The sequence below is a fragment of the Agrobacterium sp. OT33 genome, assembly GCF_017313365.1.
GTDB lineage: Bacteria > Pseudomonadota > Alphaproteobacteria > Rhizobiales > Rhizobiaceae > Agrobacterium > Agrobacterium rhizogenes_A.
Map to the genome: position 1 here is coordinate 480366 of NZ_JAFLMZ010000001.1, position 23920 is coordinate 504285.

General features: G+C 59.9%; 23 protein-coding genes and 1 tRNA gene. 8 read left to right on the forward strand and 16 right to left on the reverse strand.

The genetic code is table 11. From position 1 onward, the window contains the following. Positions 1 to 133: 133 nt before the first annotated feature. From JZX88_RS02350 to JZX88_RS02405, 12 genes are all read right to left on the reverse strand, one after another. Positions 134 to 1627, reverse strand: coding sequence for an acetyl-CoA hydrolase/transferase family protein (locus tag JZX88_RS02350; protein ID WP_206912411.1), 1494 nt, complete (start codon positions 1625 to 1627; stop codon positions 134 to 136). A 293-nt stretch (positions 1628 to 1920) separates the two neighbouring features. Then, positions 1921 to 2721: a phosphodiesterase gene (locus JZX88_RS02355; RefSeq protein WP_206912413.1), complete on the reverse strand. Its 801-nt coding sequence runs from the start codon at positions 2719 to 2721 to the stop codon at positions 1921 to 1923. Positions 2722 to 2787: 66 nt separating this feature from the next. After that, positions 2788 to 4080, reverse strand: coding sequence for an ABC transporter substrate-binding protein (locus tag JZX88_RS02360; RefSeq protein ID WP_065114753.1), 1293 nt, complete (start codon positions 4078 to 4080; stop codon positions 2788 to 2790). Between the two features lie 42 nt (positions 4081 to 4122). Further along, positions 4123 to 4944: a carbohydrate ABC transporter permease gene (locus tag JZX88_RS02365; RefSeq protein ID WP_065114752.1), complete on the reverse strand. Its 822-nt coding sequence runs from the start codon at positions 4942 to 4944 to the stop codon at positions 4123 to 4125. Beyond that, entirely contained in the window at positions 4944 to 5870 is a 927-nt protein-coding gene (locus JZX88_RS02370; protein WP_206912414.1) for a carbohydrate ABC transporter permease, read from the reverse strand. The genes JZX88_RS02365 and JZX88_RS02370 overlap by 1 nt, the downstream gene beginning before the upstream one ends. Then, on the reverse strand, positions 5867 to 7012 hold the full coding sequence (locus JZX88_RS02375) for an ABC transporter ATP-binding protein (RefSeq protein WP_206912415.1): 1146 nt from the start codon (positions 7010 to 7012) through the stop codon (positions 5867 to 5869). The genes JZX88_RS02370 and JZX88_RS02375 overlap by 4 nt, the downstream gene beginning before the upstream one ends. 219 nt (positions 7013 to 7231) lie before the next feature. Then, complete coding sequence (locus JZX88_RS02380) at positions 7232 to 8044, reverse strand: class I SAM-dependent methyltransferase (RefSeq protein ID WP_206912416.1); 813 nt, start codon at positions 8042 to 8044, stop codon at positions 7232 to 7234. Positions 8045 to 8230: 186 nt separating this feature from the next. Then, entirely contained in the window at positions 8231 to 8926 is a 696-nt protein-coding gene (locus JZX88_RS26055; protein WP_246753423.1) for a DUF930 domain-containing protein, read from the reverse strand. A gap of 15 nt (positions 8927 to 8941) precedes the next feature. Beyond that, positions 8942 to 9946, reverse strand: coding sequence for a serine hydrolase (locus JZX88_RS02390; protein WP_206912417.1), 1005 nt, complete (start codon positions 9944 to 9946; stop codon positions 8942 to 8944). Positions 9947 to 10502: 556 nt separating this feature from the next. Next, positions 10503 to 10579, reverse strand: a tRNA-Arg gene (locus tag JZX88_RS02395). A gap of 217 nt (positions 10580 to 10796) precedes the next feature. Further along, positions 10797 to 12215 (reverse strand): HAMP domain-containing sensor histidine kinase, encoded by a 1419-nt coding sequence (locus JZX88_RS02400; RefSeq protein WP_174028801.1) that lies wholly within the window; start codon positions 12213 to 12215, stop codon positions 10797 to 10799. Positions 12216 to 12463: 248 nt separating this feature from the next. After that, positions 12464 to 14491 (reverse strand): methyl-accepting chemotaxis protein, encoded by a 2028-nt coding sequence (locus JZX88_RS02405; RefSeq protein ID WP_206912418.1) that lies wholly within the window; start codon positions 14489 to 14491, stop codon positions 12464 to 12466. A 352-nt stretch (positions 14492 to 14843) separates the two neighbouring features. On the opposite strand from JZX88_RS02405, the gene rpmH reads away from it, so the two are divergent. Genes rpmH through yihA form a run of 4 tightly spaced genes read left to right on the forward strand, consistent with a single transcriptional unit; the run spans position 14844 to position 17853 of the window. Continuing rightward, complete coding sequence (gene rpmH, locus JZX88_RS02410) at positions 14844 to 14981, forward strand: 50S ribosomal protein L34 (RefSeq protein ID WP_003493611.1); 138 nt, start codon at positions 14844 to 14846, stop codon at positions 14979 to 14981. A gap of 36 nt (positions 14982 to 15017) precedes the next feature. Continuing rightward, positions 15018 to 15401 carry a ribonuclease P protein component gene (rnpA, locus tag JZX88_RS02415; RefSeq protein WP_065114745.1) on the forward strand — a complete coding sequence of 128 codons (384 nt, stop codon included), beginning with the start codon at positions 15018 to 15020 and terminating at the stop codon, positions 15399 to 15401. Continuing rightward, complete coding sequence (gene yidC / locus JZX88_RS02420; protein WP_206912419.1) at positions 15401 to 17203, forward strand: membrane protein insertase YidC; 1803 nt, start codon at positions 15401 to 15403, stop codon at positions 17201 to 17203. Before rnpA ends, yidC begins: the two co-directional genes overlap by 1 nt. After that, the gene (gene yihA, locus JZX88_RS02425; RefSeq protein WP_065114743.1) at positions 17200 to 17853 is read left to right on the forward strand and encodes a ribosome biogenesis GTP-binding protein YihA/YsxC; all 654 of its coding nucleotides are present in this window, start codon (positions 17200 to 17202) and stop codon (positions 17851 to 17853) included. Before yidC ends, yihA begins: the two co-directional genes overlap by 4 nt. 12 nt (positions 17854 to 17865) lie before the next feature. On the opposite strand, the gene JZX88_RS02430 is transcribed toward yihA, so the two are convergent. After that, positions 17866 to 18243 carry a hypothetical protein gene (locus tag JZX88_RS02430; RefSeq protein ID WP_206912420.1) on the reverse strand — a complete coding sequence of 126 codons (378 nt, stop codon included), beginning with the start codon at positions 18241 to 18243 and terminating at the stop codon, positions 17866 to 17868. 357 nt (positions 18244 to 18600) lie between these two features. On the opposite strand from JZX88_RS02430, the gene argB reads away from it, so the two are divergent. Further along, entirely contained in the window at positions 18601 to 19485 is an 885-nt protein-coding gene (gene argB / locus JZX88_RS02435) for an acetylglutamate kinase (RefSeq protein ID WP_065114741.1), read from the forward strand. Positions 19486 to 19529: 44 nt separating this feature from the next. Here argB and JZX88_RS02440 read toward each other — a convergent pair whose 3' ends face one another. Then, positions 19530 to 20447 (reverse strand): DMT family transporter, encoded by a 918-nt coding sequence (locus tag JZX88_RS02440; RefSeq protein ID WP_174028799.1) that lies wholly within the window; start codon positions 20445 to 20447, stop codon positions 19530 to 19532. 106 nt (positions 20448 to 20553) lie between these two features. On the opposite strand from JZX88_RS02440, the gene JZX88_RS02445 reads away from it, so the two are divergent. Next, on the forward strand, positions 20554 to 21267 hold the full coding sequence (locus tag JZX88_RS02445; RefSeq protein ID WP_065114739.1) for a pyrimidine 5'-nucleotidase: 714 nt from the start codon (positions 20554 to 20556) through the stop codon (positions 21265 to 21267). 121 nt (positions 21268 to 21388) lie between these two features. Next, complete coding sequence (locus tag JZX88_RS02450) at positions 21389 to 21985, forward strand: EF-hand domain-containing protein (RefSeq protein ID WP_206912422.1); 597 nt, start codon at positions 21389 to 21391, stop codon at positions 21983 to 21985. Between the two features lie 41 nt (positions 21986 to 22026). On the opposite strand, the gene JZX88_RS02455 is transcribed toward JZX88_RS02450, so the two are convergent. Both JZX88_RS02455 and JZX88_RS02460 read right to left on the reverse strand, forming a co-directional pair. Beyond that, positions 22027 to 22284 carry a DUF1150 family protein gene (locus JZX88_RS02455; protein WP_003493591.1) on the reverse strand — a complete coding sequence of 86 codons (258 nt, stop codon included), beginning with the start codon at positions 22282 to 22284 and terminating at the stop codon, positions 22027 to 22029. A 56-nt stretch (positions 22285 to 22340) separates the two neighbouring features. Continuing rightward, complete coding sequence (locus JZX88_RS02460) at positions 22341 to 22766, reverse strand: Hsp20 family protein (RefSeq protein WP_065114737.1); 426 nt, start codon at positions 22764 to 22766, stop codon at positions 22341 to 22343. A gap of 207 nt (positions 22767 to 22973) precedes the next feature. Between JZX88_RS02460 and JZX88_RS02465 the strand changes: the two genes are divergently transcribed. Further along, a complete protein-coding gene (locus JZX88_RS02465) occupies positions 22974 to 23918 on the forward strand; it encodes a nucleoside hydrolase (protein ID WP_206912424.1) in 945 nt (314 codons plus the stop codon). Positions 23919 to 23920: the final 2 nt, after the last annotated feature.

The following is a 23920-nucleotide window of genomic DNA, read 5'->3' on the forward strand; positions in this document are numbered from 1 at the left end:
CTACCGGAGGCGGAACTGCCGCGCCAGCAACCAAAGCGGAGCAGCGGACACTTTCCGCCCCGGTGTGTCCAAACAGACCCAATTGCCAGCCGACAGGCCGGAAACTCGGCGGACGGCAAGAGCGTGGGACCTATTACTGCGGCAACATCGTTCCTCTCTCCCGAAGCGCATTATGCCAGGACAGTGCCTCTTCGATGAGATGTGGCGTGTGCCCGCCCCGTGCCGCCGCCCGCTGAAAATAATCCGTCAGCGCATCGCGATAGCTGGGATGCACGCAATTTGCGATGATAACGGCCGCTCGCTCGCGTGGAGCGAGACCGCGCAGGTCGGCCAGCCCGGTTTCGGTGACAAGAATATCGACATCATGTTCGGTGTGGTCGACATGGCTGACCATCGGAACGACGCTGGAGATGGCCCCGCCCTTGGCAATCGACTTGGTGACGAAGATCGACATATAGGCGTTGCGGGCGAAATCCCCCGAGCCGCCAATGCCGTTCATCATGTGCGTTCCGCCGACATGGGTGGAGTTGACGTTGCCATAAATATCGAATTCCAGCGCCGTGTTGATGCCGATGATGCCAAGGCGGCGGATGACTTCCGGATGATTGCTGACTTCCTGCGGCCGCAGGATCAGCCGGCTCTTGTACTCGGCCAGCCGCGGCATGACCTGTTCATTCATGGCGGAGGAGAGCGTGATCGACGAACCGGAGGCGAAGGTGAGCTTGCCGGCATCGAAAAGCTCGAAGGTCGAATCCTGCAGGACTTCCGAATACATTTTGAGATCGTGAAACGGCGTATCGATGAAACCATGCATCACCGCATTGGCGATGGTGCCGATGCCGGCCTGGAGTGGCTGGAGTTCATGGGTCATGCGGCCATGACGAACCTCGTTCAGCAGGAACTCGGTGAGATGGCCGGCAATCGCCTTGGTTTCGTCATCCGGCGGCAGCACCGTCGAAAAGCTGTCGCTCTTGTCGCTCAGCACGATTGCAGCGATTTTTTCCGGCGGAACCGGAATGAATGGCAGGCCGACACGGCTGTCCGTCGCCACCACGGGAATGGGCATGCGGGTCGGGCGTTTGGCGGGAATGAAGATGTCGTGCAGTCCCTCCAGCACTTCGGGTTGCGACAGGTTGATCTCAACGATGACCTTGTCGGCCAGAATGGCGAAGCTTGCGGAATTACCGACCGAGGTGGTGGGGACGATACCGCCTTCCGCCGTGATTGCCACGGCCTCGACAATGGCGATATCGACCCCGTGAATCTGACCGCCACGCAATTGCTCGACCGTTTCGGAAAGATGCTGATCGATGAACATCACCTTGCCGTCGTTGATTGCCTTGCGCAAAGCCGGATCGGACTGGAACGGCATGCGGCGCGCCAGCATGCCGGCCTCGACCATGGTCTTGTCGAGATCGTTGCCAAGCGATGCGCCGGTCATCAGGGTGATCTTCATGGGATGCGACTTGGCGCGCTCGGCCAGCGCCAGCGGCACGGCCTTGGCTTCACCAGCGCGTGTGAAGCCGCTCATACCGACAGTCATGCCATCCTGAATGAGACTGGCGGCCTCTTCAGCGCTGACGATCCGGTTCAAGAGGGACGCGTTGCGGATACGCTTTTCAAGCATGCACTTCTCCATGATCTGCATTCACGATGGCACGGCATTCGGCTGGCCACCTCTTCGGCGACTATGGCGTGCAGTTTCATCGATGAAACTGACATAGATCAAGGGTGTGAACGGAACCATGGCCGTCGCGCATCAAATCCCGTTCAACAAACCACAAGTGGCGCATTGGCGCGACAGGCTGTGCGATCTTAACGCCATGCCGGCTTATGATCGGCATGTGCCTGCCGCCGGAAACTTTTCAACGGCAACTGGCGATGAGGCGATGGCCTCATCGCAGGCCGGAGTGCCCGTGATCAGGGGCCTACGCAGACAGGTGCCTGACCGAGCACGACCTGCCCCACTTCCGCATCATAGGCGCGCAGGCCAAATGCGCCTGTTGTGATGACGCGGTAACAGGGATTACCGCCCGTCCACAGCGGATTCAGGACATCGATATCGGTGATGAAACGGTGGGCGCAGGCCTGACCCGAGCTATAGGCTATGCCTTCGGCGGTGGTGCCCGCCATCGGCACATGGATATGGCCAAAAATGATATGACGCACACCAGCCGCATGGGCCGTGAGGCAACGCATGAGCGCACCGTCATCATGCATGCCGATATGTTCGAAATGGCGGATGCCGCAATCCATCGGCGGGTGGTGGATGAAAACCGTTACCGGCAACTCGCCCGCGCTTTCCAGCGCACCCTCCAGCCACACCAGACGATCCGCATCATAGATGCCACCGATGACATCGGCTTCGTGGCTGTCGAGAAACAACAGCCGGCCGAAATCCGTATCGATGAAGGACTGGATGTAGCCGTTTTCGTCGCGCGGCTGTTCGGGGAAGGCCGCCACGAATTCAGGCCGGCGATCGTGGTTGCCAAGCATCAGCCGCACGGGAACGGAGACCGGCGCGAGGATGTCGCGCAGCAGCTCATAGGCCTCCGGCTCACCGTAGTTGCAAAGATCGCCCGTCATGACAAGAAGATCGGCGTCGGCGTGTTTTTCGATAATATCGGCGATTGCCGCGCGCAGCTGCTTTTCCGGGTCGACGCCGTTTATCGCGATGCCCGGCGGCAGAAGATGGGTGTCGGTGATCTGGATGATCTTCATAACAGGTCTTTCTGGGCAAAATGGCTGCGGGAACGGATTTCCCCGCAGCCTTTTCGTTAGTTCTGCTTATTTCAGCAGGGCGTTGGTCTGCTCGACGATCTGCTTGAGACCGGCTTCCGGCGTTACCTCACCGCGCATGACGGTGCCGATGATGTCGCGCTGCGTGCGCCAGATGCGGACGGAATCACCACCCGGATAACCGGCCCAGGGCAGCGAACGATCGGCCTGGAGCGAAGCGGTCTTCACATTCGGGTTCTCGGCATAATAGGGTGCCAGGAAGTCCGGGCCGGTGGCCAGCTTGTTGGTCGGCAGGTAGCCGGTGATGCGAACGATGGTGTTCTGCGCTTCCGGACCGGTGATCCACTTCAGGTATTTCCAGGCTGCATCCTGCTTGGCCTTGTCCTGCGTCAGGATCACGGCAGAGTTGCCGCCGGTCGGCACGCCGCCGTTTTCCTTGTTGTCGAGCGGGAAGGTTGCCGTCTTCAGCTTGAAGCGGTCGCCAACCAGGCCCTGGATCGTCTGGACGTGGGCCGGGGTCGAGAAGATGAAGCCGGTGAGGCCTGCACCGAACTGCTGGCGGGACTGATCCCAGTCGAGCAGGTTCTGACCACCTTCGGTGACGAACTGGCGAGCCATCTTCAGGGCATTGAGGCCGATTTCATTGTCGAAAGCAACGGTCTTGGTCTTGTCGTCAACGAGCTTGCCGCCCTGTTCGAAGACCAGCGCCTGCCACAACCAGTCATCCGGCCAGCCATTGATGTCGTAGCTCATGCCGGCGAACTTGGCATCGAGAGCCTTGATCTTCTTGGCGAGAGCAATGAGTTCCGGGAAGGTCGTCGGCATCTTGTCCGGGTCGCCGCCAGCCTTGGTGACGAGGTCGGAGTTGATGTAGATGATCGGCGAGGAAGCGTTGACCGGCAGGCCATACTGCTTGCCATCGATCTGGCCGAGCGCGGCCATCTTCGGGCTGTAGTTCTTGTCGAGGAAAGCCTGACCGCCTTCAGCCGCAATGAACGGGCCGAGATCGGTGATCTGGTTGCGCGGTGCAAGCGTGTGAACCAGTTCCGCCGTCAGGTTGTAACCCGAGAAATAAACGTCGGGCAGATTGCCAGTGACGGCAGAGCGCAGAACCTGCTGCTGGCCTTCGTTGTAACCGGCTGCCGGAGCGAGGAAGTTGATCTTCACATCCGGGTTCTTCTTCATGAATTCATCGGCCAGCGGCTGATGGAACTTGGTGAAGCCCGGCAGGTTGTAGAGAACATTCAGCGTGATTTCATTGGCCAGAACCGGCTGAGCGAGGCCCGCAAAAGCCATGCCGAGAGCCAGACCGCCCATCACAGCGCGTCGGTTGAGTTTCATGTCAGTCTCCAGAGAGGTTGGGAGGAGGAAGTCTGAACGGCGTCACTTGACGCCGGTCATGGTAATACCGGCGATGAAGTGCCGCCGTGCGAGGAGGAAGCACAGCACCATCGGCGCGGTAATCAGTGTGGCGCCCGCCATCAGCGCACCGTAATTCGCGCCGGATTCGACATCGGCGAAGAACATCATGCCAAGCGGCGGCGGGGCGAGATTGGTGTCGGAGATGACGATCATCGGCCAGTAGAGATCGTTCCAGTGGGCGACGAGCGAGAAGACCGAAAATGCGGCAAGCGAGGGCAGCGAACCGCGCAGGACAAGGCCCCAGCAGATTTCCATTTCCGAGAAACCATCCATGCGTGCCGCCTCGATGATTTCATCCGGATAGCTGCGGAAGGACTGGTTGAACAGGAAGATGGCGAAAACCGAGAGGAAGAACGGCATCATCATCGCGAAATAGGTGTTCAGGAGCTCCGTCTTCGCCAGCCCCACGAAAAGCGGCAGCGCCAGTGCCTGGATGGGCACGCAGAGCGCCGCGATGACGAGGCCCAGCAGCAGCTTGCGGCCCGGGAACCGGAGCTTCGCCAGCGCATAGGCCGCCGGAACCGATGTCAGTATCTGGACGACAAGGATACCGAAGCAGACAATGACGCCGTTCAGCATGAAGCGCCCCATCGGCACCTGTCCCGCTGCCCGGGCATAATTCTCGGCCGCGTCGAATTTTTCGGGGATCGGCCAGAGCGAGACGTTGAATATCTCTGCCGGCGAACGGATCGAGGTCAGCGCCATCCAGTAGAATGGCAGGAGCATCACGAAAGCACCGAGCGCCAGCACAAGATGCGGAAGATATTTGCGGAGCGCGGCCATCAGTAATGCACCTTCCGGTCCATATGTAGCGTCTGGCCGATTGAAAGCACCAGCACGATTGCGAGGAAGATCACCGTCAGCGCGGCGGCATAACCGGTGTTGGAATATTCGAAACCTTCGAGATAGAGGTCGAACAGCAGGGTTTCCGACCCGAAGCGGCCCTTGGTGAGAACGGCGACCGTCTCGAAGACCTTGAAGGCGGAGATGGAGGTGGTGACCACCACGAACATGGTCGTCGGCCCAAGCATCGGCCATGTCACCGTCAGAAACCGGTCGATCGGGTTCTTGGCGCCATCCAGCCGCGCCGCCTCGTGCAGATCCTTCGAGATGGCGGTAAGCCCGGCGAGAAACAGCACCATGTTGAAGCCCAGGACCTGCCAGATGCCGATCAACGCCATGGTGGGAATGAGGAGGACGGGATTGGAGAGGAAGGCGACGGGTTCGAAACCCAGCCATTTGATCGCCGCATTCACCGGACCGAGGGAAGGGTGTAACAGGAACTGCCACACCGTCGCCATGGCGACGAGCGTTGCGGTGACGGGAAGGAAATAGGCCACTTCCCAGAAGGCACGGCTGCGCTTGCGGTTATAAACAAGCAGCGCCACGCCGAGCGCCAGAAACACGCCAAAGGGAATGACGATGACCGCATAGATGGCGGTATTCGTCAGCGCGCGCAGGAAAACCGGGTCCTGGAATGCCTTGACGAAATTGCCGAGGCCGACAAAACGGGTGGTGAGTGCGCCGAGCTGATAATCGGTGACGGAAAAACCGGCAAGAACGAGCATCGGGACAATATAAATGGCCAGCAGCAGCAGGCTTGCCGGCGCCGCGAACATCAGGCCGCGCCAGATCATCCGCCGGTCCGCCTTCGACAGACGCGGGCGGGATTTAGCGCGCGCAGCCGTGGAAACATCGACGACCGTCATGCCGGCACCCTTTCACGCACGGTCGTTTTGCGACGCAGCCCATCGGCAGCGAAAAGATGGGCACGTTCCGGCGCAAAACCGACAATCATCGTGCCATTCGCATCGGCGCCAAGCGCCTCGCCCGCGCCCTGACGCAGGGTGATGGCCACCGTCTCGTCGCTCAACAGACGGCAGCTGACGAAACGGTCGGCGCCATGGGTTTCGCTGCGGACCACGCGCACCGTAAAACCCTCCATACCCGGACGCAAATCCTCGGCGCGCAGGCCAAGCGTTGCGGGGCCGGCATCGCGGCCCGAGGCTTCCAGGCCCAGATCGCGCCCGAAGGCCGTGACCTTGCCTTCGGTGCCGATTTCGACCGGCAGCAGATTGATGGAAGGCGTGCCGATAAAACGCGCAACCGTCAGCGTCGCGGGCTTCCGGTAAAGCTCATCCGGCGTGCCAAGCTGCTCGATACGGCCTTCCGACATCAGCGCGATCCGGTCGGACATGGTCATTGCTTCGATCTGGTCATGAGTGACGTAGATGAAGGTTGCGCCCAGCCGGCGGTGCAGGCCGGCCAACTCCTCGCGCATATGGGCGCGAAGCTTTGCGTCGAGGTTCGAGAGCGGCTCGTCCATCAGGAAGGCGGCGGGTGAGCGCACCAGCGCCCGGGCGAGCGCCACGCGCTGGCGCTGACCGCCGGAAAGCTGCGCCGGCCTGCGATCCAGCAGATGCGCGATCTGCAGGGTCTCGGCCGCCTGCTCCACGGCGGCGTCGATCTCGCGGAGCGCCTGGGCCGGCGCCGCCAGCCGTCCGATCAGCGGCAGGCGCGCGGCAAAGGGCAGACGCCGCATCCTGAGCGGCGTCGCGATATTCTGCCGCACGCTCATATGCGGATAAAGCGCATAGGACTGGAACACCATCGCCAGATTGCGGTCGCTCGGATCGATCTCCGTGACATCCTGCCCGCCGATCGAGACCGAACCGCGATCCGGGGTTTCCAGCCCTGCGATGATGCGCAAGAGCGTGGACTTGCCGCAGCCCGACATGCCGACGAGGGACAAAAACTCACCGGGACGGATGGAGAGATCGATCTCCTTCAGAACATCGTCAGCCCCGAAGCCCTTGCCGATTCCTGAAAGCTCAAGTGATTGTGGCGTCATTCTGCGCTCCTTTTCTGGAGCGCATATGCTTATATTGTATGACAATATGACGAAGGTTTACCGAAACTTCGGTGACATCGGAAAGCCCGGCAATCTCGGCTCATCGCTAAGCCCTACGGCACAGGCTTCCCCAAAAACCACTAATATGTAGGGGGCATATTTTCAAATTTCGGAAGCCTGCCCCCATCGGCCGGAAACTCCCCGGTTGCGCGGGTCTTTTCACACGGCAGCAAGAATCACATGCGCCTGGATTTTGGCGGCGATCTCACCGCTGCCATGGCGCGCTTCAATCGCAGAGGCGGCGTAATCCGTTACAGCATCCAGCGTTCCCGGAGCCCTTGCTTCTATTTCGGTTCGAAGGACGGTTCCCTGACAATAGGCGACGGCTGGAATGCGCGGTGACGGCGCGTGGCTTTGCGCCGGCACCGTCTCGATCGACACGCGGGAAAACCCGGCTTTCTCCAGCTCGCGGCGGATCAATCCCGTATCATGGTAACCATGCGGCGTGCGGGCCATGAAACGTGGCGGGTCATCCGGAAACAGACGGGCAAGAGCGTTCGTCACATCATCCGCGAAGTGGTTTTCCTCAATGCGGTCCCATACATTGAACAAATAATGTCCGCCTGGCTTCAACACCCGTTTTGCCTCGCGATAGGCCGACTGGCGGTCGTTAAAGAACATCGCGCCGAACTGGCAAAAAACCAGATCGAAAATCGCACTTTCAAACGGCAGCGTCTGCGCATCCGCCTGTTGCCACTTTATGCGATTGTCCGGCGCCTGTCGCGACGCCGCAAAGTCGAGCATCGGCTGGTTGAGGTCCGTCACGACATAATTTGCGGCGGGTGACAATCTTGGAGCGAGGTTGCGTGTCACGACCCCGGTGCCAGCGGCTATTTCCAGAATATCGACAGGCATCAGGGCCGCCGCCCGCCGCGCCAGATCAGCGGCAAATGGTGCGAAGATCAGCGGCACCATATAGCGGTCGTAATTTTCCGGAATCGAACCTGCAAAGACCCTGTCCGCTTCCAACATGGCTTTTATCCCCGGCCATCTGACAACCGGATGATTTTAGCACGTTTCAGGAAGGTTCAAAATTCGCCCCGGCGCAAGGCGGGCGGAATGCCTGAAGGCAACGATAACATCAAACCACAATGGGCTCAGGACTTGATTTCATGGGTGCCGAATAACACGATATTTTGCCCGTGCCGGCGAAGCCATTCAATCGAGCGATCCGCCCTCGTCGGAAAGGCTGTGGTCAGCCCAATCTTTCCGGGGGATCGGATCTCCAATCAGGAACTCAAACGCTGCGACCTTTTTGTGATCCGGGGTCAGTTCGCATTTGAATTGAAGCTTGAACCAATCCCGTTTGCTGTGTAGCGCAGCGCCATCAGCCGAAAAGGCATTCCCGACCATCTTCGGGTCCGCCATCGCATAGGCGACCACACGATCAGGCAGAAGCTTCTTGCTCCATTCTCCGACCTGCGCCATGGCTTCGAGGCCGCAAAGCTGCTCAATCTGATCGGCGGGCGCGAGTGCCGCCAGTTCCTTTCTCGCATTCCGGCTCCGGGGGTCGTCAAGAACCTTCTCTGACAGCATGTGCGACGGCTTCACCATCGCTGGCATTTCATCGCGAGGCAGCGCCACCTGCGGAATTGTCGACGTGTCTGCACGATCTCCCGGCTCGTTTTCCTGCGATGCCTCGCGCGTTTCAGACGGGGAAACCTGCTGTGGCGGCTCGTGCCTTTCTTCCACCGGAGGCGGAAGGGTCACGATTTCCACATTGACACTTTGCTCCTGCGGGGGCTTCAATTGCGGCCGATCGGCCAGCAGAAAGATAACCGCATATGCGAGGACGTGCAGGAAGGCCGAAGCACCGAAGCTCCATCCGCTAAGCTGATCTTTCGCCTTTGCCATCCCCTGCATGGTCCATCAAGGCGCGGCGGCAGCGAGCTGCTGCAACAGGTTGACGAAATGGCTGGTTCGCACACCCTTCGCATTCTGTGCCGGGTCAACAATCTGCACCACGACCAAACGCTTTGACGGAACGACGGCAATAGCCTGCCCGCCATAACCGGATGCAAGGGCAGCGCCGGGGCCGAAGACCTGGCGGTTCAGCGTCCACCAAAGATAGCCGTATCCCATGCTCCCGCGATCTGTGACGGAATAGGCGGTCGTGGACTCCCTCACCCACGAGGCCGGGATGATCTGCCTACCGTTCCACTGACCGCCATCAAGAAAGAGCTGGCCGAAGCGGGCCGCGTCTCTGGCGCTGAGGCTGAACGGATAGGCGGAATGCTCCGACTGACGTTCGGCGATATACCTGCCGTCACGCGCCGAGAAATCTTCCATGCCGATCGGCGCGGCGATGCGCTGCGCGAAACTCTGGAAAATATCATCGCCGGTCTGTTGCCGGTAGATCGTGCCGAGCGCATTGAAATCCCAATTATTATACCACCAGAAGGTGCCGGGGGCGTGACTGCCGCGCTCCGGCCTGTTGCGCCGCATGTCGCCGGTTTCATAGGCGGCAGGATGATAGATGCCGGATCTTGCCATGAGCAGATCGCGCGCGGTCGCCTGCCTCTCGGCCACCGTGAGGGCCGGCGGCTTATCGTCAATGCCGAGATCGGCAAGGGTGCTGGCGAGACTGAACCGGCCTTCCGAAACGGCGATGCCGTAAAGCGCGCTCAACAGGCTCTTGCGAACGGAGGCGACATTCACCTTGCGGGACACATTCCCCCAACTGGCGATCACCTTGCCGTCCTGCACCACCATGACGGCCGTGGGCTTCAGGCTTGCGGCATAGTCTTGCGCTGCCTTCAGCCTATCACTGGACCAGCCGGTCGAAGCGGGATCGGCGCTTTGCCAAGGCTGCGCCTGCGCGCCTCCGGCCAGAATGATCGTGAATAGAGAGATGGCTGCAATAACTACGCGCATGAACTAAATTACCTTGGAGCCGGGCAGAAAGAAGCATCGCAACTTCCATCATCAATGACTGCGCAAACATGGTTGTGCGGATAGCTCAAGGCCCCTCGTCATCGAAACTGGCACTGTAAAGGTGCATTTCTGATCCTCCGGTCTGCCGCATCGTCTCCAAACATGCAGGATTTCACCTATCGCTGATAGCATAAAACCTGCGCTCCCTGCCCATTTGATGGTTTCAGGAGGCGGTGGTGCAGATGACCGGAACCTCCCACCTGCGGTAAACATATGTAATGTAATACGTTTTAGGGGTTTCCGCGACCGGGCCACTGCGGAGGGATCTGCTAAAACTGACGCGCAACTCCCGAAACATGCGACAGCTTCAACTAGCATGACAAGCGGCGATGGTTGATACGAAGGCTGCCGTTTCGCCCTAAACATTACCGAAAATCGCACCTGAAGGCAGGTTCCATACGGTTGGAATCGTTGGGAAACGTCAGCAACCCTGACCCAAGGGCAACATAGTGGCCAAAAGGGTCAAATATTGTATCACTCGACAATGGGAAGGAAATGGCGCACCCGAAGAGATTCGAACTCCTGACCCCCAGATTCGTAGTCTGGTGCTCTATCCAGCTGAGCTACGGGTGCGTGCCGTTCCGGTCGTTTCCGGTGGCGTGGCGATCCTCTAAAACGTCCTCATTCCGATTGCAAGCGATTTCGCTTCGAAATTGTCATTTTTCCGCAGCAATTCATTTATCTCATTGATTATAAACGAAATTTCACAGGCATCATTTTCGGTGGAGTGCATATCGCCATTTTTCCGATAGACGCGACAACGGCTGCGGCCCGCTGGCGAAGGGAGTTTTCAGGCGGTTCGGGCTGCTTGCACGGTGGCGGCGCGGTCGGCGATCTCGATGCGGAACTGCGTACCCGGACCGGGCTTTTCGACAAGCGCGATGGTGCCGCCATGGGCAAGCACCAGTTCGCGCGCAATGACGAGGCCAAGGCCGGTGCCGCCGGAACGGGCCGACCCCCGGAAAGCGGAAAACAGGTTTTCCTTTGCCTTGCGTGGCATTCCCGGTCCATTGTCGTCGATGACGATGCTGACGACACTGCCCGCCCTCTGGGCGGCAATCGACAGATGCCGTGGCACGGCATTTGTCGCGTCCGATTGCAGGGCCTGAACGGCATTGCGACAGAGATTGTGGATCACCCGGAACAGCTGCTCGGCATCCGCGTCGACCGTGAGATCAACGGGCACGCTGTCCTGAAACTCGATGCCGTTTTCCGGGTCCAACGCCAGAATGTCCCGCACATCCCTGACCAGGAGGCTGAGGTGAACCATCTTGCGTTTTGGCGCGCCCTCCGTCGCCTGGCCATAGGCCAGAACCTCGCCGGTATAGGCCACGGCGCGGTCGATCGTGCGCAGCAGTTTCGGCGCGAAGCTTCGAACCATAGGGTCCTTGGCATCCACCAGACGGTCCGACATGAGCTGCGCGGAAGACAGGATGTTGCGCATGTCGTGGTTGATCTTCGAAACCGCCAGCCCGAGATCCACAAGGTTCTTCTGCTGCCTGAGCGTTTTCTGCAATTCAGTCTGCATGTCGGCGAGGTGACGGCCCGCAACGGCCAGCTCGTCGGTTCCCTCCTCGGGTACGAAAATCCGCTCGGGATTGCCGGGATCTTCCGAGAATTGCTGCATGCCAAGCGTCAGCCGGCGTATCGGCCGGATCATGATGCGGTTGATGGAGACGAAGATGAGGCCGGCGGTGATGAGCGACAGGACGATGGAGATCAGGAACACATTGCGGGCATAAGCGAGCATGGCCGCCCGCAGCTTGTATTCGCCGAGCACCAGCTCGATGATGGTGTCGCTATCGCCGACGACGTCGAAGACGCGGATGACGCGGTTGCCGCCGAACAGCAATGTGGAAAAGGCATCCCGCACCGCAGCCAGCTGCGACACATCGGAAAGGTCATATTGCTCGTCCACCCCGGGCGGCGTTTCCGCCACGGCAAGCAGGCGCGAGGTGCCATCCTTGCGCAGGGCAATAAGCTTCGCGCCGGTTGCCATCAGCGTATCGTTCTGCACGCTTCGCGGCAATTCGGCCTGCAGGCCGTCAATCACCGCGCCGGCGGCGGCGGCCGTGTTCAGGCGATCCCGCAGCCAGGAAAGGCGCATATTGGCGACGGAAGGAACAAAGATCAGCACTTCGGCGATCATCACGAAAATGACCGTGAGCAGCAGCAGGCGTCCCGAGAGACCTGCGGTCAATCCCGGCATGCAGTGCGCCGGATTGTCCTCCGTGCGGTCCAAGCTGTCTACGCCTTTAGAAAACACCGGGCCCTGATCCTATGCGCGCTGCCGCTTCGGTTGAACGGCTCGATTTATATGCACGTATGATAATAGGACCTAACTGACATTTTTCCAATGCACTGCGAAACAAACGTTCTCAGCGCCCTAAACAAACGCCGCCCGAAGGCGGCGTTTCAAGCATGGCGGATTTCAGGCAAAACCGCCTGCCGGCTCCATTAGAACTCCTGCCAGTCTCCCTGCGCCGGCACGGCGGCCGGTTGCGCATTGAGAGCGCGGCTGACGCTGTTCATCAACGTGCGGGCCGGGGAAGCCACCGCCGCCGTCCTGCCGGACACGGCAACGGGCCGCATGGGCTGCTCCATGCGGGTGCGGATCTGGGCGTCCTCGATACCGACCTTGAAGCGCGACACCAGGGTGACGAGATGCTCCGCCTCGCTGCTCAGCTTGTGCGTCGCCGCCGAGGTCTCTTCCACCATGGCCGCATTGCGCTGGGTCACCTGGTCCATCTGGTTGATCGCGGTATTGACCTCGTGCAATCCCGTGGACTGCTCCCGCGCCGCCGTGGCTATCGAATGGATGTGGTCATTGATCGACAGGACGCGCGTCTCGATCTCGCTCAGTGCGCTACCTGTCTTCTGCACCAGCGACACGCCACGTCCCACCTCTTCGCCGGATTTCGTGATCAGCGCCTTGATATCCTTCGCAGCCGTTGCGGAACGCTGTGCCAGCTCACGAACCTCCTGCGCGACGACGGCAAAGCCCTTGCCCGCCTCGCCGGCGCGGGCGGCTTCCACACCCGCATTCAGTGCCAGAAGGTTCGTCTGGAAGGCGATCTCGTCAATGACGTTGATGATCTGGCTGATTTCGCGCGACGCGTGCTCGATGCGATCCATGGCAGAGACGGCATCGCGCACGACATTGGCGGATTCTTCCGTCTTCTGCTTGGTTTCGGCAACCATGGCACTGGCTTCCTGCGCGCGATCGGTGGAATTGCGGACCACGGCGGTGATCTCGTCCAGAGCAGCGGAGGTCTCCTCCAGCGCCGCGGCCTGCTGTTCCGTCCGCTTCGAGAGGTCGTCGGCCGCCGAACGCAGCTCGTTGGCATTCCCGCTGATACCTTCCGTGCTGCTGCGCACCTCGCGCATCGTTTCGCGCAGCTTGGCCAGCGTCTGGTTGACGTTGGACTGGAGTTCGGCGAACACACCACGGAACTCGCCATCCATCTTTTCCGTCAGGTCGCCCCGCGCCAGCCCCTCGATGACACGGCTGGTCTCGGAGACACCATTGTCCACTCCGATGAGCAGGGCGTTGATCGTTGCAGCAAAGCGGTTGAGGTTTTCGTCGCCGTAATCCTTGTTGATGCGGCGGCTGAAATCACCCCCTGCCGCGGCATCAACAACGATGGCCATGCCTGCCTGCAGATCATCGCTCTTGGCACGCATGGCGGTTTCCTGCGCATTCATGCGGCGTACTTCGCGACCGTTCTTCTTGAAGACCTCGACGGCAGCGGCCATTTCGCCGATTTCGTCGTTCTGGCCGAGATAGGGCACATCCGCGTCCAGATTTCCGTCCGCCACAGCATTCATGACCTGTGAAACCCTGCGGATGGGTGCGCTCAGCTGACGCGCGCCAATATAGAGACCGAACGCAGCGCCGGCCAATATGCCGCTGCCGGTGACGATGATGACCAGCCAGAAGGTAGTCGTCACAAAACCGTCTATGCCGGCCTTGACCTCCTCAAGCTCGGCAATGTCGTTCTTCACCACCGCATCGATTTCGGCCTGATAGGCCTTGCGGTTGGCGCGGTTCGCCTCATTGTTGCCCTGCAGGTTGGCCGCCTGTGGGCTGGCCTCACGGGCAAGCCGCGCGGTTTCCAGGCGGAATGCCTTGAATTCCTTGAAGCGGCTGGAGAGGTTATCAAAGGCCGCCTTCTGTTCCGCCGGAACGAGAGGGGTCCATGTGCCGATCAGCTTTTCCATGGCGTCGAGGTTCTTGACGATGCCATCCGCGAAGGGTGCGGCCTTTGTTATATCGGGGGCGGCATATACGCCGCGCGCCTCCATCACGACCGCCGTGACAAGACGGTTGAGCGCCTCGCCCTTGTAGGCGCGCTCCGCGGCCTTTTCATATGCGACCGTACGCACCCGGAACTCGCTGACCGCATAGATGGACAGCCCGCCGATGGTGCACGCCACGAGGCTCATCAGCCCGACAAGAAGATTGATACGACCGCGAATTCTCAATTTCGTTCCCCCAACAAAAGCCAGCCGCACGACGAAAAATGGGAAGCTGGCATAACTTTTCGCATCACAACATTTATCAATGCTGCGTTAAGAAAGAATTTCGGATTTTATCGATTGCGCGCGGGAATCAGGCCCCGCCACCCGCCAGCGCAACAGAGGGCCGTGCGTTTTCCGCAAAAGGTGAACCGCGAAAACCCCTTCGGCAATTGACTTTGCTCGTCCTATGCCCTTATAAGCCGCGCACGCTCGGCCATTGAAAGCTCGCCCAGGCGGGGTTAGCCGTGCAAAAAACGAAACGCTCTTGCAAATAGTTGCAAATTCAAGAAGGGCCGCACACCGCGGTATTAAATAAATGTCGAAGCGTACCTACCAACCGTCCAAGCTTGTTCGCAAGCGTCGTCATGGTTTCCGTGCCCGCATGGCTACCGCCGGCGGCCGCAAGGTTCTCGCAGCCCGCCGTGCGCGCGGCCGCGCACGTCTGTCGGCTTAATTGCCGAGCCTGTGGCCCGATGAAAGTCGTGGGCACATGAGCGAGACTAAAAAACAACCCGGCCGGCTTAAAAACCGGTCGGAGTTTCTTGCCGTTCAGGCAGGGGAAAAACGGCGGGGGGGCAGCTTTCTTCTGGAAGTGCTTGACCGGAAAACCCCGGAAACCGAACCTCGGGTCGGTTTTACCGTAACAAAAAGACAAGGCAACGCGGTCGAGCGAAATCGCATGCGCCGCCGTCTCAAGGAAGCCGTCAGGCTTTCTGCCGGGGTCGCAATGAAGCCCGGTCATGACTATGTGATTGTCGCCCGCAGGGACGTGCTCGATACGGCCTTCCCGAAACTTCAGTCTCTCCTTGCCGAGCGCATTGAAGGAACGGCGAAACCGAAACGGTCCCAGGAGACCCGCTCCAGGAAAGAATGATGGAAAAGAACCGTAATTACTTCATCGCGATAGCCCTTTCGGTTGTCATCGTCCTAGCCTGGCAATTCCTGTACATGAATCCGCGCATCGAGCAGCAGCGCCGCGCCGAAGAGGCCCGCCAGGCGCAGCAGCAGACGACGCAGCAACAGCAGGCAGCACCGGGTGCCGCACCCGGCGCGACCATCGAAGGCGCACCGCCCGCCTCCTCCGCGCAGGCCGCTGCAACGGCGACGCGTGAAGAATCGATTGCAAGAACCCAGCGCGTCACCATCGACACCAGCGCCATCGCCGGCTCGATCAATCTGACCGGCGCCCGTTTCGATGACATCCGGCTCAAGGACTACCATGAGACCGTCGATGACTCGAGCCCGATCATCACGCTGTTTTCGCCCTCCGACACCAAGGACGGTTATTTCACCGAGCTCGGTTACGTCGCTGCGGCGGATGTCGGCGGCGTTCCCGGCCCGACGACCGTATGGACGCTTTCGAGCGGCGACAAGCTGACGGAAAACACGCCCGTCACGCTTACCTATACCAACGACAAGGGCGTCGTTTTCTCCCGTACCGTATCGATCGACGAGCATTACATGATCTCGATCGCCGATAAGGTCGAGAACCCCGGCCAGGCACCGATTTCCTTCGCCACCTACGGCCGCGTGACGCGCAACAACAAGCCGGCGATCCCTCCCGTCTTCGTCATCCATGAAGGTTTCCTCGGCGTCTCCGGCAAGGACGGCAGCCTGACGGAAGAAAAATACAAGGACGTCGAAGAGGCGCCGGTAACGGTTGCCAAGGCGACCGGCGGCTGGCTCGGCATCACCGACAAGTATTGGGCCGCGGCCATCGTTCCGCCGCAGACGACACCGTTCGAAACCCGCTACTCGCATATCACCGGTAATCAGCCGAGCTACCAGGCCGATTTCAAGAGCGACACGATGACGGTCGAACCCGGCCAGTCCATCGAGCTGAAGAGCCTCGTCTTCGCCGGCGCCAAGGAAGTGCCGCTGGTGGACCGCTATGAAGCTGAATATTCCATTCCAAAGTTCGACCTTCTGATCGACTGGGGCTGGTTCTACTTCATCACCAAGCCGATGTTCAAAATGATGGATTTCTTCTTCCGTTATTTCGGCAATTTCGGCGTGGCGATCCTGCTCACCACCATCGTCGTCAAGGCGCTCTTCTTCCCGCTCGCCAGCAAGCAGTATGCTTCCATGGCGAACATGAAGCGCGTGCAGCCGAAGATGGAAGAGCTCAAGGCCAAGCATGGCGATGACCGCATGGCCATGCAGCAGGCGATGATGCAGCTCTACAAGGAAGAGAAGATCAATCCGGTGGCCGGCTGCTGGCCGATGCTGCTGCAGATCCCTGTCTTCTTTGCGCTCTACAAGGTCATCTACGTCACCATCGAAATGCGGCATGCACCGTTCTTCGGCTGGATTCACGACCTTTCCGCGCCCGATCCGACCTCGCTGTTCAACCTGTTCGGCCTTCTGCCCTACGACGTGCCGCATTTCCTGATGATCGGCGTATGGCCGTTGATCATGGGCATCACCATGTTCCTGCAGATGCGCATGAACCCGACACCGCCCGATCCGACACAGGCGATGATCTTCACCTGGATGCCGCTGATCTTCACCTTCATGCTGGCTTCCTTCCCGGCTGGTCTGGTCATCTACTGGGCGTGGAACAACACGCTTTCCATCAGCCAGCAGGCCGTCATCATGAAGCGCCATGGCGCCAAGATCGAACTGTTCGACAATCTCAAAGGGCTGTTCAAGCGAAAGCCGGTGCAATCGAAATGAGTGACACCGGTCCGGCAACCGAAAAGCCCCTTTTCGGGCGACCCTGGATTTTCATTCGCGGTGTCCCCGCGATGAAATTCCTGCCGCCCGAAGGCCCGCCGGAAATTGCTTTTGCCGGTCGCTCGAATGTCGGCAAGTCCTCGCTCATCAATGCGCTGGTGGGCCACAAGGGGCTTGCCCGCACATCCAACACGCCCGGACGCACCCAGGAACTGAACTATTTCGTTCCGGAAGGTTATTCCGGCGAAGCCGGCGACCTGCCGCCCATGGCACTGGTCGACATGCCGGGTTACGGTTATGCGCAGGCGCCCAAGGACCAGGTGGATACCTGGACCAAGCTCGTCTTCGATTACCTGCGCGGCCGCGCGACGCTGAAGCGCGTCTACGTGCTGATCGATTCCCGCCACGGCCTGAAGAAGAATGACGAGGAGGTTCTCAGCCTGCTCGACAAGGCGGCCGTGTCCTACCAGATCGTGCTGACGAAGACGGACAAGATCAAGGATGCCGGTGTTCCGCGGCTGATCGGCGAAACGCTGGAGAAGATCCGCAAGCGCCCCGCCGCCTATCCGGAAGTTCTCGCCACATCCTCGGAAAAATCCTTCGGGCTGGATAGCCTGCGGGCCGAGATCGTCAGAACGATCTCTCTCTGAAAGCTGCGCCTCTCAGGCGATGGTGAAAAGCAGAACGGCGGTCCAGAGCATCGCCGTCAACGCCAGAAGCCGCCAGAAGCGCACCGAATGCCAGATCTCTGAAAGCATGGCGGCAAACATGCTGCCATTGCACAGCGGCTGGCTCCTGAAAGGCAGACCGGATCGGGCCGGATCCCTTTCGAGCAAGGCCGCGACGGTTGCCTTTTCCCGATATTCGGTTTCGGCCAGATTGTCCCGCCAGCGCCGAACCATGGCGGCGAACTGACGGTCCCGCTTCACGCGTTTGGCAAGCTCCGCCATATTCTCCGGCGGCAAGGCACCCAGCACATATTCGCCGGCGAGCACTTCGTCCCGCAAACCGCTTTGCTTGTCTCGATCCGGTGCCGTCATAGGTCTTCAAACTCCTCGGTCGTTCAGGCCAGCATCGTTTCACGACGCGCGACTGTCCCGTCGCCCTGCTGAATAACCCCTCCCCTGCTGCGAACAAGGCTGGTCCGATTGGTGCTTTATGTCAATCTTATTACGCGCCTTGGAGCGCCCAAAAACAGAATTTTACCGTGGCCCGACACAATAAGGCCCGGAGGTTATTTCATTCGTCAAAAGCAGATATTCCGCCTGTCCTTGCAAACGCGCCGACATGTCGAATCCATGCATCCTGCACCGCAAAAATCGATTCCGATTTCTGCGCCGATGCTGTAGAGCGATGAAAGGCTCTTCAGGGCCGCAACCACAGACCGAGGTTTTTCCATGACTGCTTCCGAAAGCGAAACTCAGGCGCGGCTGCTCGCACAGGCTCTGCCCTTCATGCAGAAATACGAGAACAAGACCATCGTGGTAAAATATGGTGGTCACGCCATGGGGGATTCGACACTCGGCAAGGCTTTCGCGGAAGATATCGCCCTGTTGAAGCAGTCCGGCATCAACCCCATCGTCGTGCATGGCGGCGGCCCGCAGATCGGCGCGATGCTGACCAAGATGGGCATCGAATCGAAATTCGAAGGCGGCCTTCGCGTCACCGACGCCAAGACGGTCGAGATCGTCGAAATGGTTCTGGCCGGCTCGATCAACAAGGAAATCGTCGCGCTCATCAACCAGACGGGCGAATGGGCGATCGGCCTTTGCGGCAAGGACGGCAACATGGTCTTCGCCGAAAAGGCGAAAAAGACCGTCATCGATCCCGACAGCAATATCGAGCGCGTTCTCGATCTCGGTTTCGTCGGTGAGGTGGTGGAAGTCGACCGCACGTTGCTCGACCTGCTCGCCAAGTCCGAGATGATCCCGGTCATCGCTCCCGTCGCTCCCGGCCGCGATGGCGCCACCTACAACATCAACGCCGACACCTTTGCCGGCGCCATCGCTGGCGCGCTGAACGCCACGCGCCTGCTGTTCCTGACCGACGTGCCGGGCGTTCTTGACCGCAACAAGGAACTCATCAAGGAACTGACGGTCTCGCAGGCGCGCGCCCTTATCAAGGACGGCACGATTTCCGGCGGCATGATCCCGAAGGTCGAGACCTGCATCGAGGCCATCAAGGCCGGCGTGCAGGGCGTGGTGATCCTCAACGGCAAGACGCCGCATTCGGTGCTTCTGGAAATCTTCACGGAAGGCGCCGGCACGCTGATCGTGCCCTGATTTGTTCCGTGGCGGACGGCAGGCCCGTCCGCCACAACAGGCATTCAGCCGAATGCCAGCAGCGACAGCACACCCACGACGATCAGCAGGCACCCGGAAAGCTCGAGCCGGTTGATCTTTTCCTTGAAGAACAGCACGGTCGAGGCGAAGGCGAAGAGCATTTCCACCTGCGCCAGTGCCTTCACCACGGCGGCCTGCTGCAGGGTCATCGCCGTGAACCAGCCGAATGACGCCGTGGCCCCCACGAAACCGACCGCAAGCGACGGTTTCCACGCCTTTGCGATACGCTGCAATTCCTCCCTCTCCCGCCAGACGATCCACAAGAACATAGAGACGGTCTGCATCACGATGACGACGACGAGCGTGAAGCCCGCCTGCATCACCGCATCCGGGGTGGGAAGGCTCGGCGCAAGCGCCAGCGACGCCGACCGATAGGCAACCGACGACAGGCCGAAGAAAGCACCAGAGGCGAGGCCGATACCGGCTGTCCGGCTGAAGATGGAAGTGAGAATGGAGGCAGGCGTCACTTCCGTGCGCGCCACCGAAATTAGCATGACGCCGGCAACTGAAACCGCAATGGCCGCCAATGTGCCGCCATTGACGCTTTCACCGATGAAAATGAGCGCAAACAGCGCCGCCTGCGCGGGTTCGGTGCGGGAATAGGCCGTGCCGACCGCGAAGTTGCGGAAGGAAAACAGGTGGACCAGGAGGAAGGTGGCGGCAATCTGCGCCATGGCCCCGACCGTCGCCCATACGGCAAAAGACATGTTCGGCACCGGCAGCGGCCGGCCGAGCCCGAAATGCAGAAAGGCGAGATAGGCGAGAGCAAAGGGCATTCCGAACACGAAGCGCACGAAGGTTGCGCCCGTCGTGCCCATCATGCCCTTGAGGTGTTTTTGCAGGGTCGAGCGCAGGTTCTGCAGGAACGCGCTTGCGAAAGTGATGCCTATCCAAAGTTCCATGATCCTCGCGGTATCATGCGCCGCAGGCCACAGCCAAGCCCGATTTTCTCAGCAATCGTCGTCTTTTCGATTTTCTTCGCCGCTCGAAAGGGGCATAAAGCAGCCCATGGACACAAAGCCGAAAAACCTGCCCGATGCCGCCGATTTCGCCCATGTGAGCGAATGGGTCTTCGATCTCGACAACACGCTCTATCCGCACCACGTCAATCTGTTTTCCCAGATCGACCGCAACATGACGGCGTATGTGGCGGAGCTTCTGAAACTCGATCCCGACGAGGCTCGGAAGCTGCAGAAACGCTATTATCACGACCACGGCACCACGCTTCAGGGCCTGATGATCAATTACGGCATCAGCCCCGACGAGTTTCTGGAACGTGCCCACGCCATCGATTATTCGGCGCTGAAACCCCATCCGGAACTTGGCGCGGCGATCAAGGCACTGCCAGGCCGCAAGTTCATCCTGACCAATGGCAGCGTGAAACATGCGCAGGCGGCTGCCGGCGCTCTCGGCATTCTCGATCATTTCGAGGATATTTTCGATATCGTCGCCGCAGACTATCTGCCGAAGCCGGCCAGCGCGACCTATGAGAAGTTCGCGGCACTTGCGAAACTCGATACGAAAAAAGCCGCCATGTTCGAGGATCTGCCGCGCAATCTCGCGGCTCCCAAGGCGCTCGGCATGAAGACTGTGCTGCTCGTGCCTTCGAACCTTGAGGGTGTCATCATGGAACGCTGGGAAATTCCCGTCGATACGGATGCGCATATCGACTACATCACCGACGATCTGACCGGCTTCCTGGCGAGAACCATCGCCGGCTGACCGGCATTTTTGAAAAACAGGGCAGCGAACATTACCGAAGCTTCATCCACCTTACGGATGTTTAAGTGGTGAGGCTGGGTGGAGGTCACTATCTTTTCTTCAGGGACACCAAAGAAAGGTAATGACGATGACCACACGAAAAATCGCCCTCTCTGCTCTTGGCGCAGCCCTTGTGCTCAGCACGGCCGCGACGGCGAGCTTCGCCGCACCCGGCAAAGGCCATAAGGATCGCATGCCGATCCGCCAGGAAGCCGCTTTCGTTCACCTTCTGAAGGTTGCCGATACCAACGAGGACGGCAAGATTTCAAAGGAAGAATTCGCGGCACGGCAGGATGCGCTTTTCGCCGAGATCGACAAGGACAAGGACGGTTCGATCACGCCGAAGGAAATGCGTGAATATCGCCAGGCCAAGATGGAGGCCTTCCGCGCCGCCAATCCGCGTCCCGAGCGTCAGGATGCCAAAGCCGAAGACGGTAGAGGCCCCGAAGGCAAGCGCGCCGAACGCGAACATGGCGGCCGTTCCGGTCATCAGGGCTGGGGCAAGCATGGCGGCAAGGGCGCGGGCCTGGGGATGATGCGCTGGGCCGATACCGACGAGAACGGTCAGGTCAGCAAGGCCGAGTTCACCGCAGCCGGCGAAAAAATGTTCGAGCGGCTGGACAAGAACAAGGACGGCGTCATCTCGATCGACGACATGCCGGACCGCCCGTTCCTTTGATGCATCAAGGAAAAAGCCCGCTCAAAAGCGGGCTTTTTTATTCAATGCAGGCTGACGGTCTTGAGATCGTCTTCGGCAGCCTTGAAAAACGTACTTGAACGGTTGTCGGTCAGGAGGATCGGCGTACCATCCGCACCAAACAGTGCCCACAGATCCAGTTGCGGATCGAGATCAGGCGCTTCCGGGAAACAGCGGCTTACGTCTTCCGCACGGATCTTGCGGATATATCCCACTTCTCCCTCGCCGATATGGGCGAGCTGGGACCGGGTGAGACGCGCATGCGCTTCTTTTAAAAGCATATTTCAGCCTCCTTCTTCACGCCGAGCGATTCATGTCCGATTCCGGCGTTCACGTTCTACTCTGAGACGGAAATATTAATTTTCTTCACCACGTTTGAAATTTCAGGCCGCACCAGATCGATGGAAAGAAGGCCGTTGCGCATGCGCGCTTCCCTGACCTGCATGCCATCGGCAAGCACGAAGACCCGCTGGAACTGGCGCGCCGCAATGCCCCTATAGAGGAAATCCCGCTTTTCCTGTTCCTGCTGGCGACCGCGAATGACAAGCTGGTTGTCGGCCGTCGTCACATCCAGATCGTCCTGTGAAAACCCGGCAACAGCGATGGTGATGCGCAGGCGCTCCGGCACGTCTTCGACCCCGGGCAGCCGTTCGATGTTATAGGGGGGATAGCCGTCATTGGCCTTCGCCATGCGCTCCAGCGTTTTTTCCATGGCATCAAAACCCAGCAAAAGCGGGTGGGTGAATGGCGTCATGCGGCTCATATCTTTTCTGTCCTTGCAACCAAGCGACGTTTCGCGGTCCCGCTTCCGGCAACCCTGCCGGTCAATCGCACCGGCTCAAGCAATATGGGAAGCCAAGCGGCGATGCGCAAGGCGGAACACCGGCGCGAAGGCGGCGCCGAGGAATGAGGCTTGACAAGTGAGCACCCGCCGCTCGAAAAAAGCGCTCATCTCAACGGCGGGCAAGACATGGCAGAACCCAGAAAAATCATCATCGACACCGATCCTGGCCAGGACGACGCGGCGGCAATCATGCTTGCTTTCGCAAGCCCTGACGAAATCGACATTCTCGGATTGTGTGCCGTCGCCGGCAACGTCCCGCTGAAACTGACCAGCCGCAACATCCGCATCATCTGCGAATTGTGCGGCCGCACCGATATTCCCGTCTATGAGGGCGCCGAGAAGCCGCTGGTGCGCAAGCCCATCACCGCCGAACATGTTCACGGTAGCACCGGCCTCGACGGCCCTGTTCTCGATGAACCGACCATGGAGGCGCAAAAGCAGCATGCGGTCGATTTCATCATTGAAACGCTGATGCGCGAGCCCGCCGGCACGGTGACGCTCTGCACGCTCGGCGCGCTGACCAATGTGGCGCTCGCGCTCCTGAAAGCGCCGGAGATCGCCGACCGCGTCAAGGAACTGGTGATGATGGGCGGCGGCTTCTTCGAGGGCGGCAACATCACGCCGGCGGCGGAATTCAACGTCTATGTCGATCCGCAAGCCGCCGATATCGTCTTCCGTTCCGGCATGCCGATCGTGATGATGCCGCTCGACGTCACCCACAAGCTTCTGACCACCAAGGCGCGGGTCAGCCGCATTCGCGACATCGGCACACGCCCGGCCATCGCCATGGCGGAAATGCTGGAGTTCTTCGAACGTTTCGACATCGAGAAATACGGCTCTGACGGCGGTCCGCTGCATGATCCGAGCGTCATCGCCTATCTCATCAAGCCCGAGCTGTTCCAGGGTCGCGAGTGCAACGTCGAAATCGAGGCCACGTCCGAACTGACCATGGGCATGACGGTGGTTGACTGGTGGCGCGTGACCGAACGCCCCGCCAATGCCCGCGTGATGCGCAACGTGGATGCGGACGGTTTCTTCGAATTGCTGACGGAACGTTTTTCCCGGCTCTGACC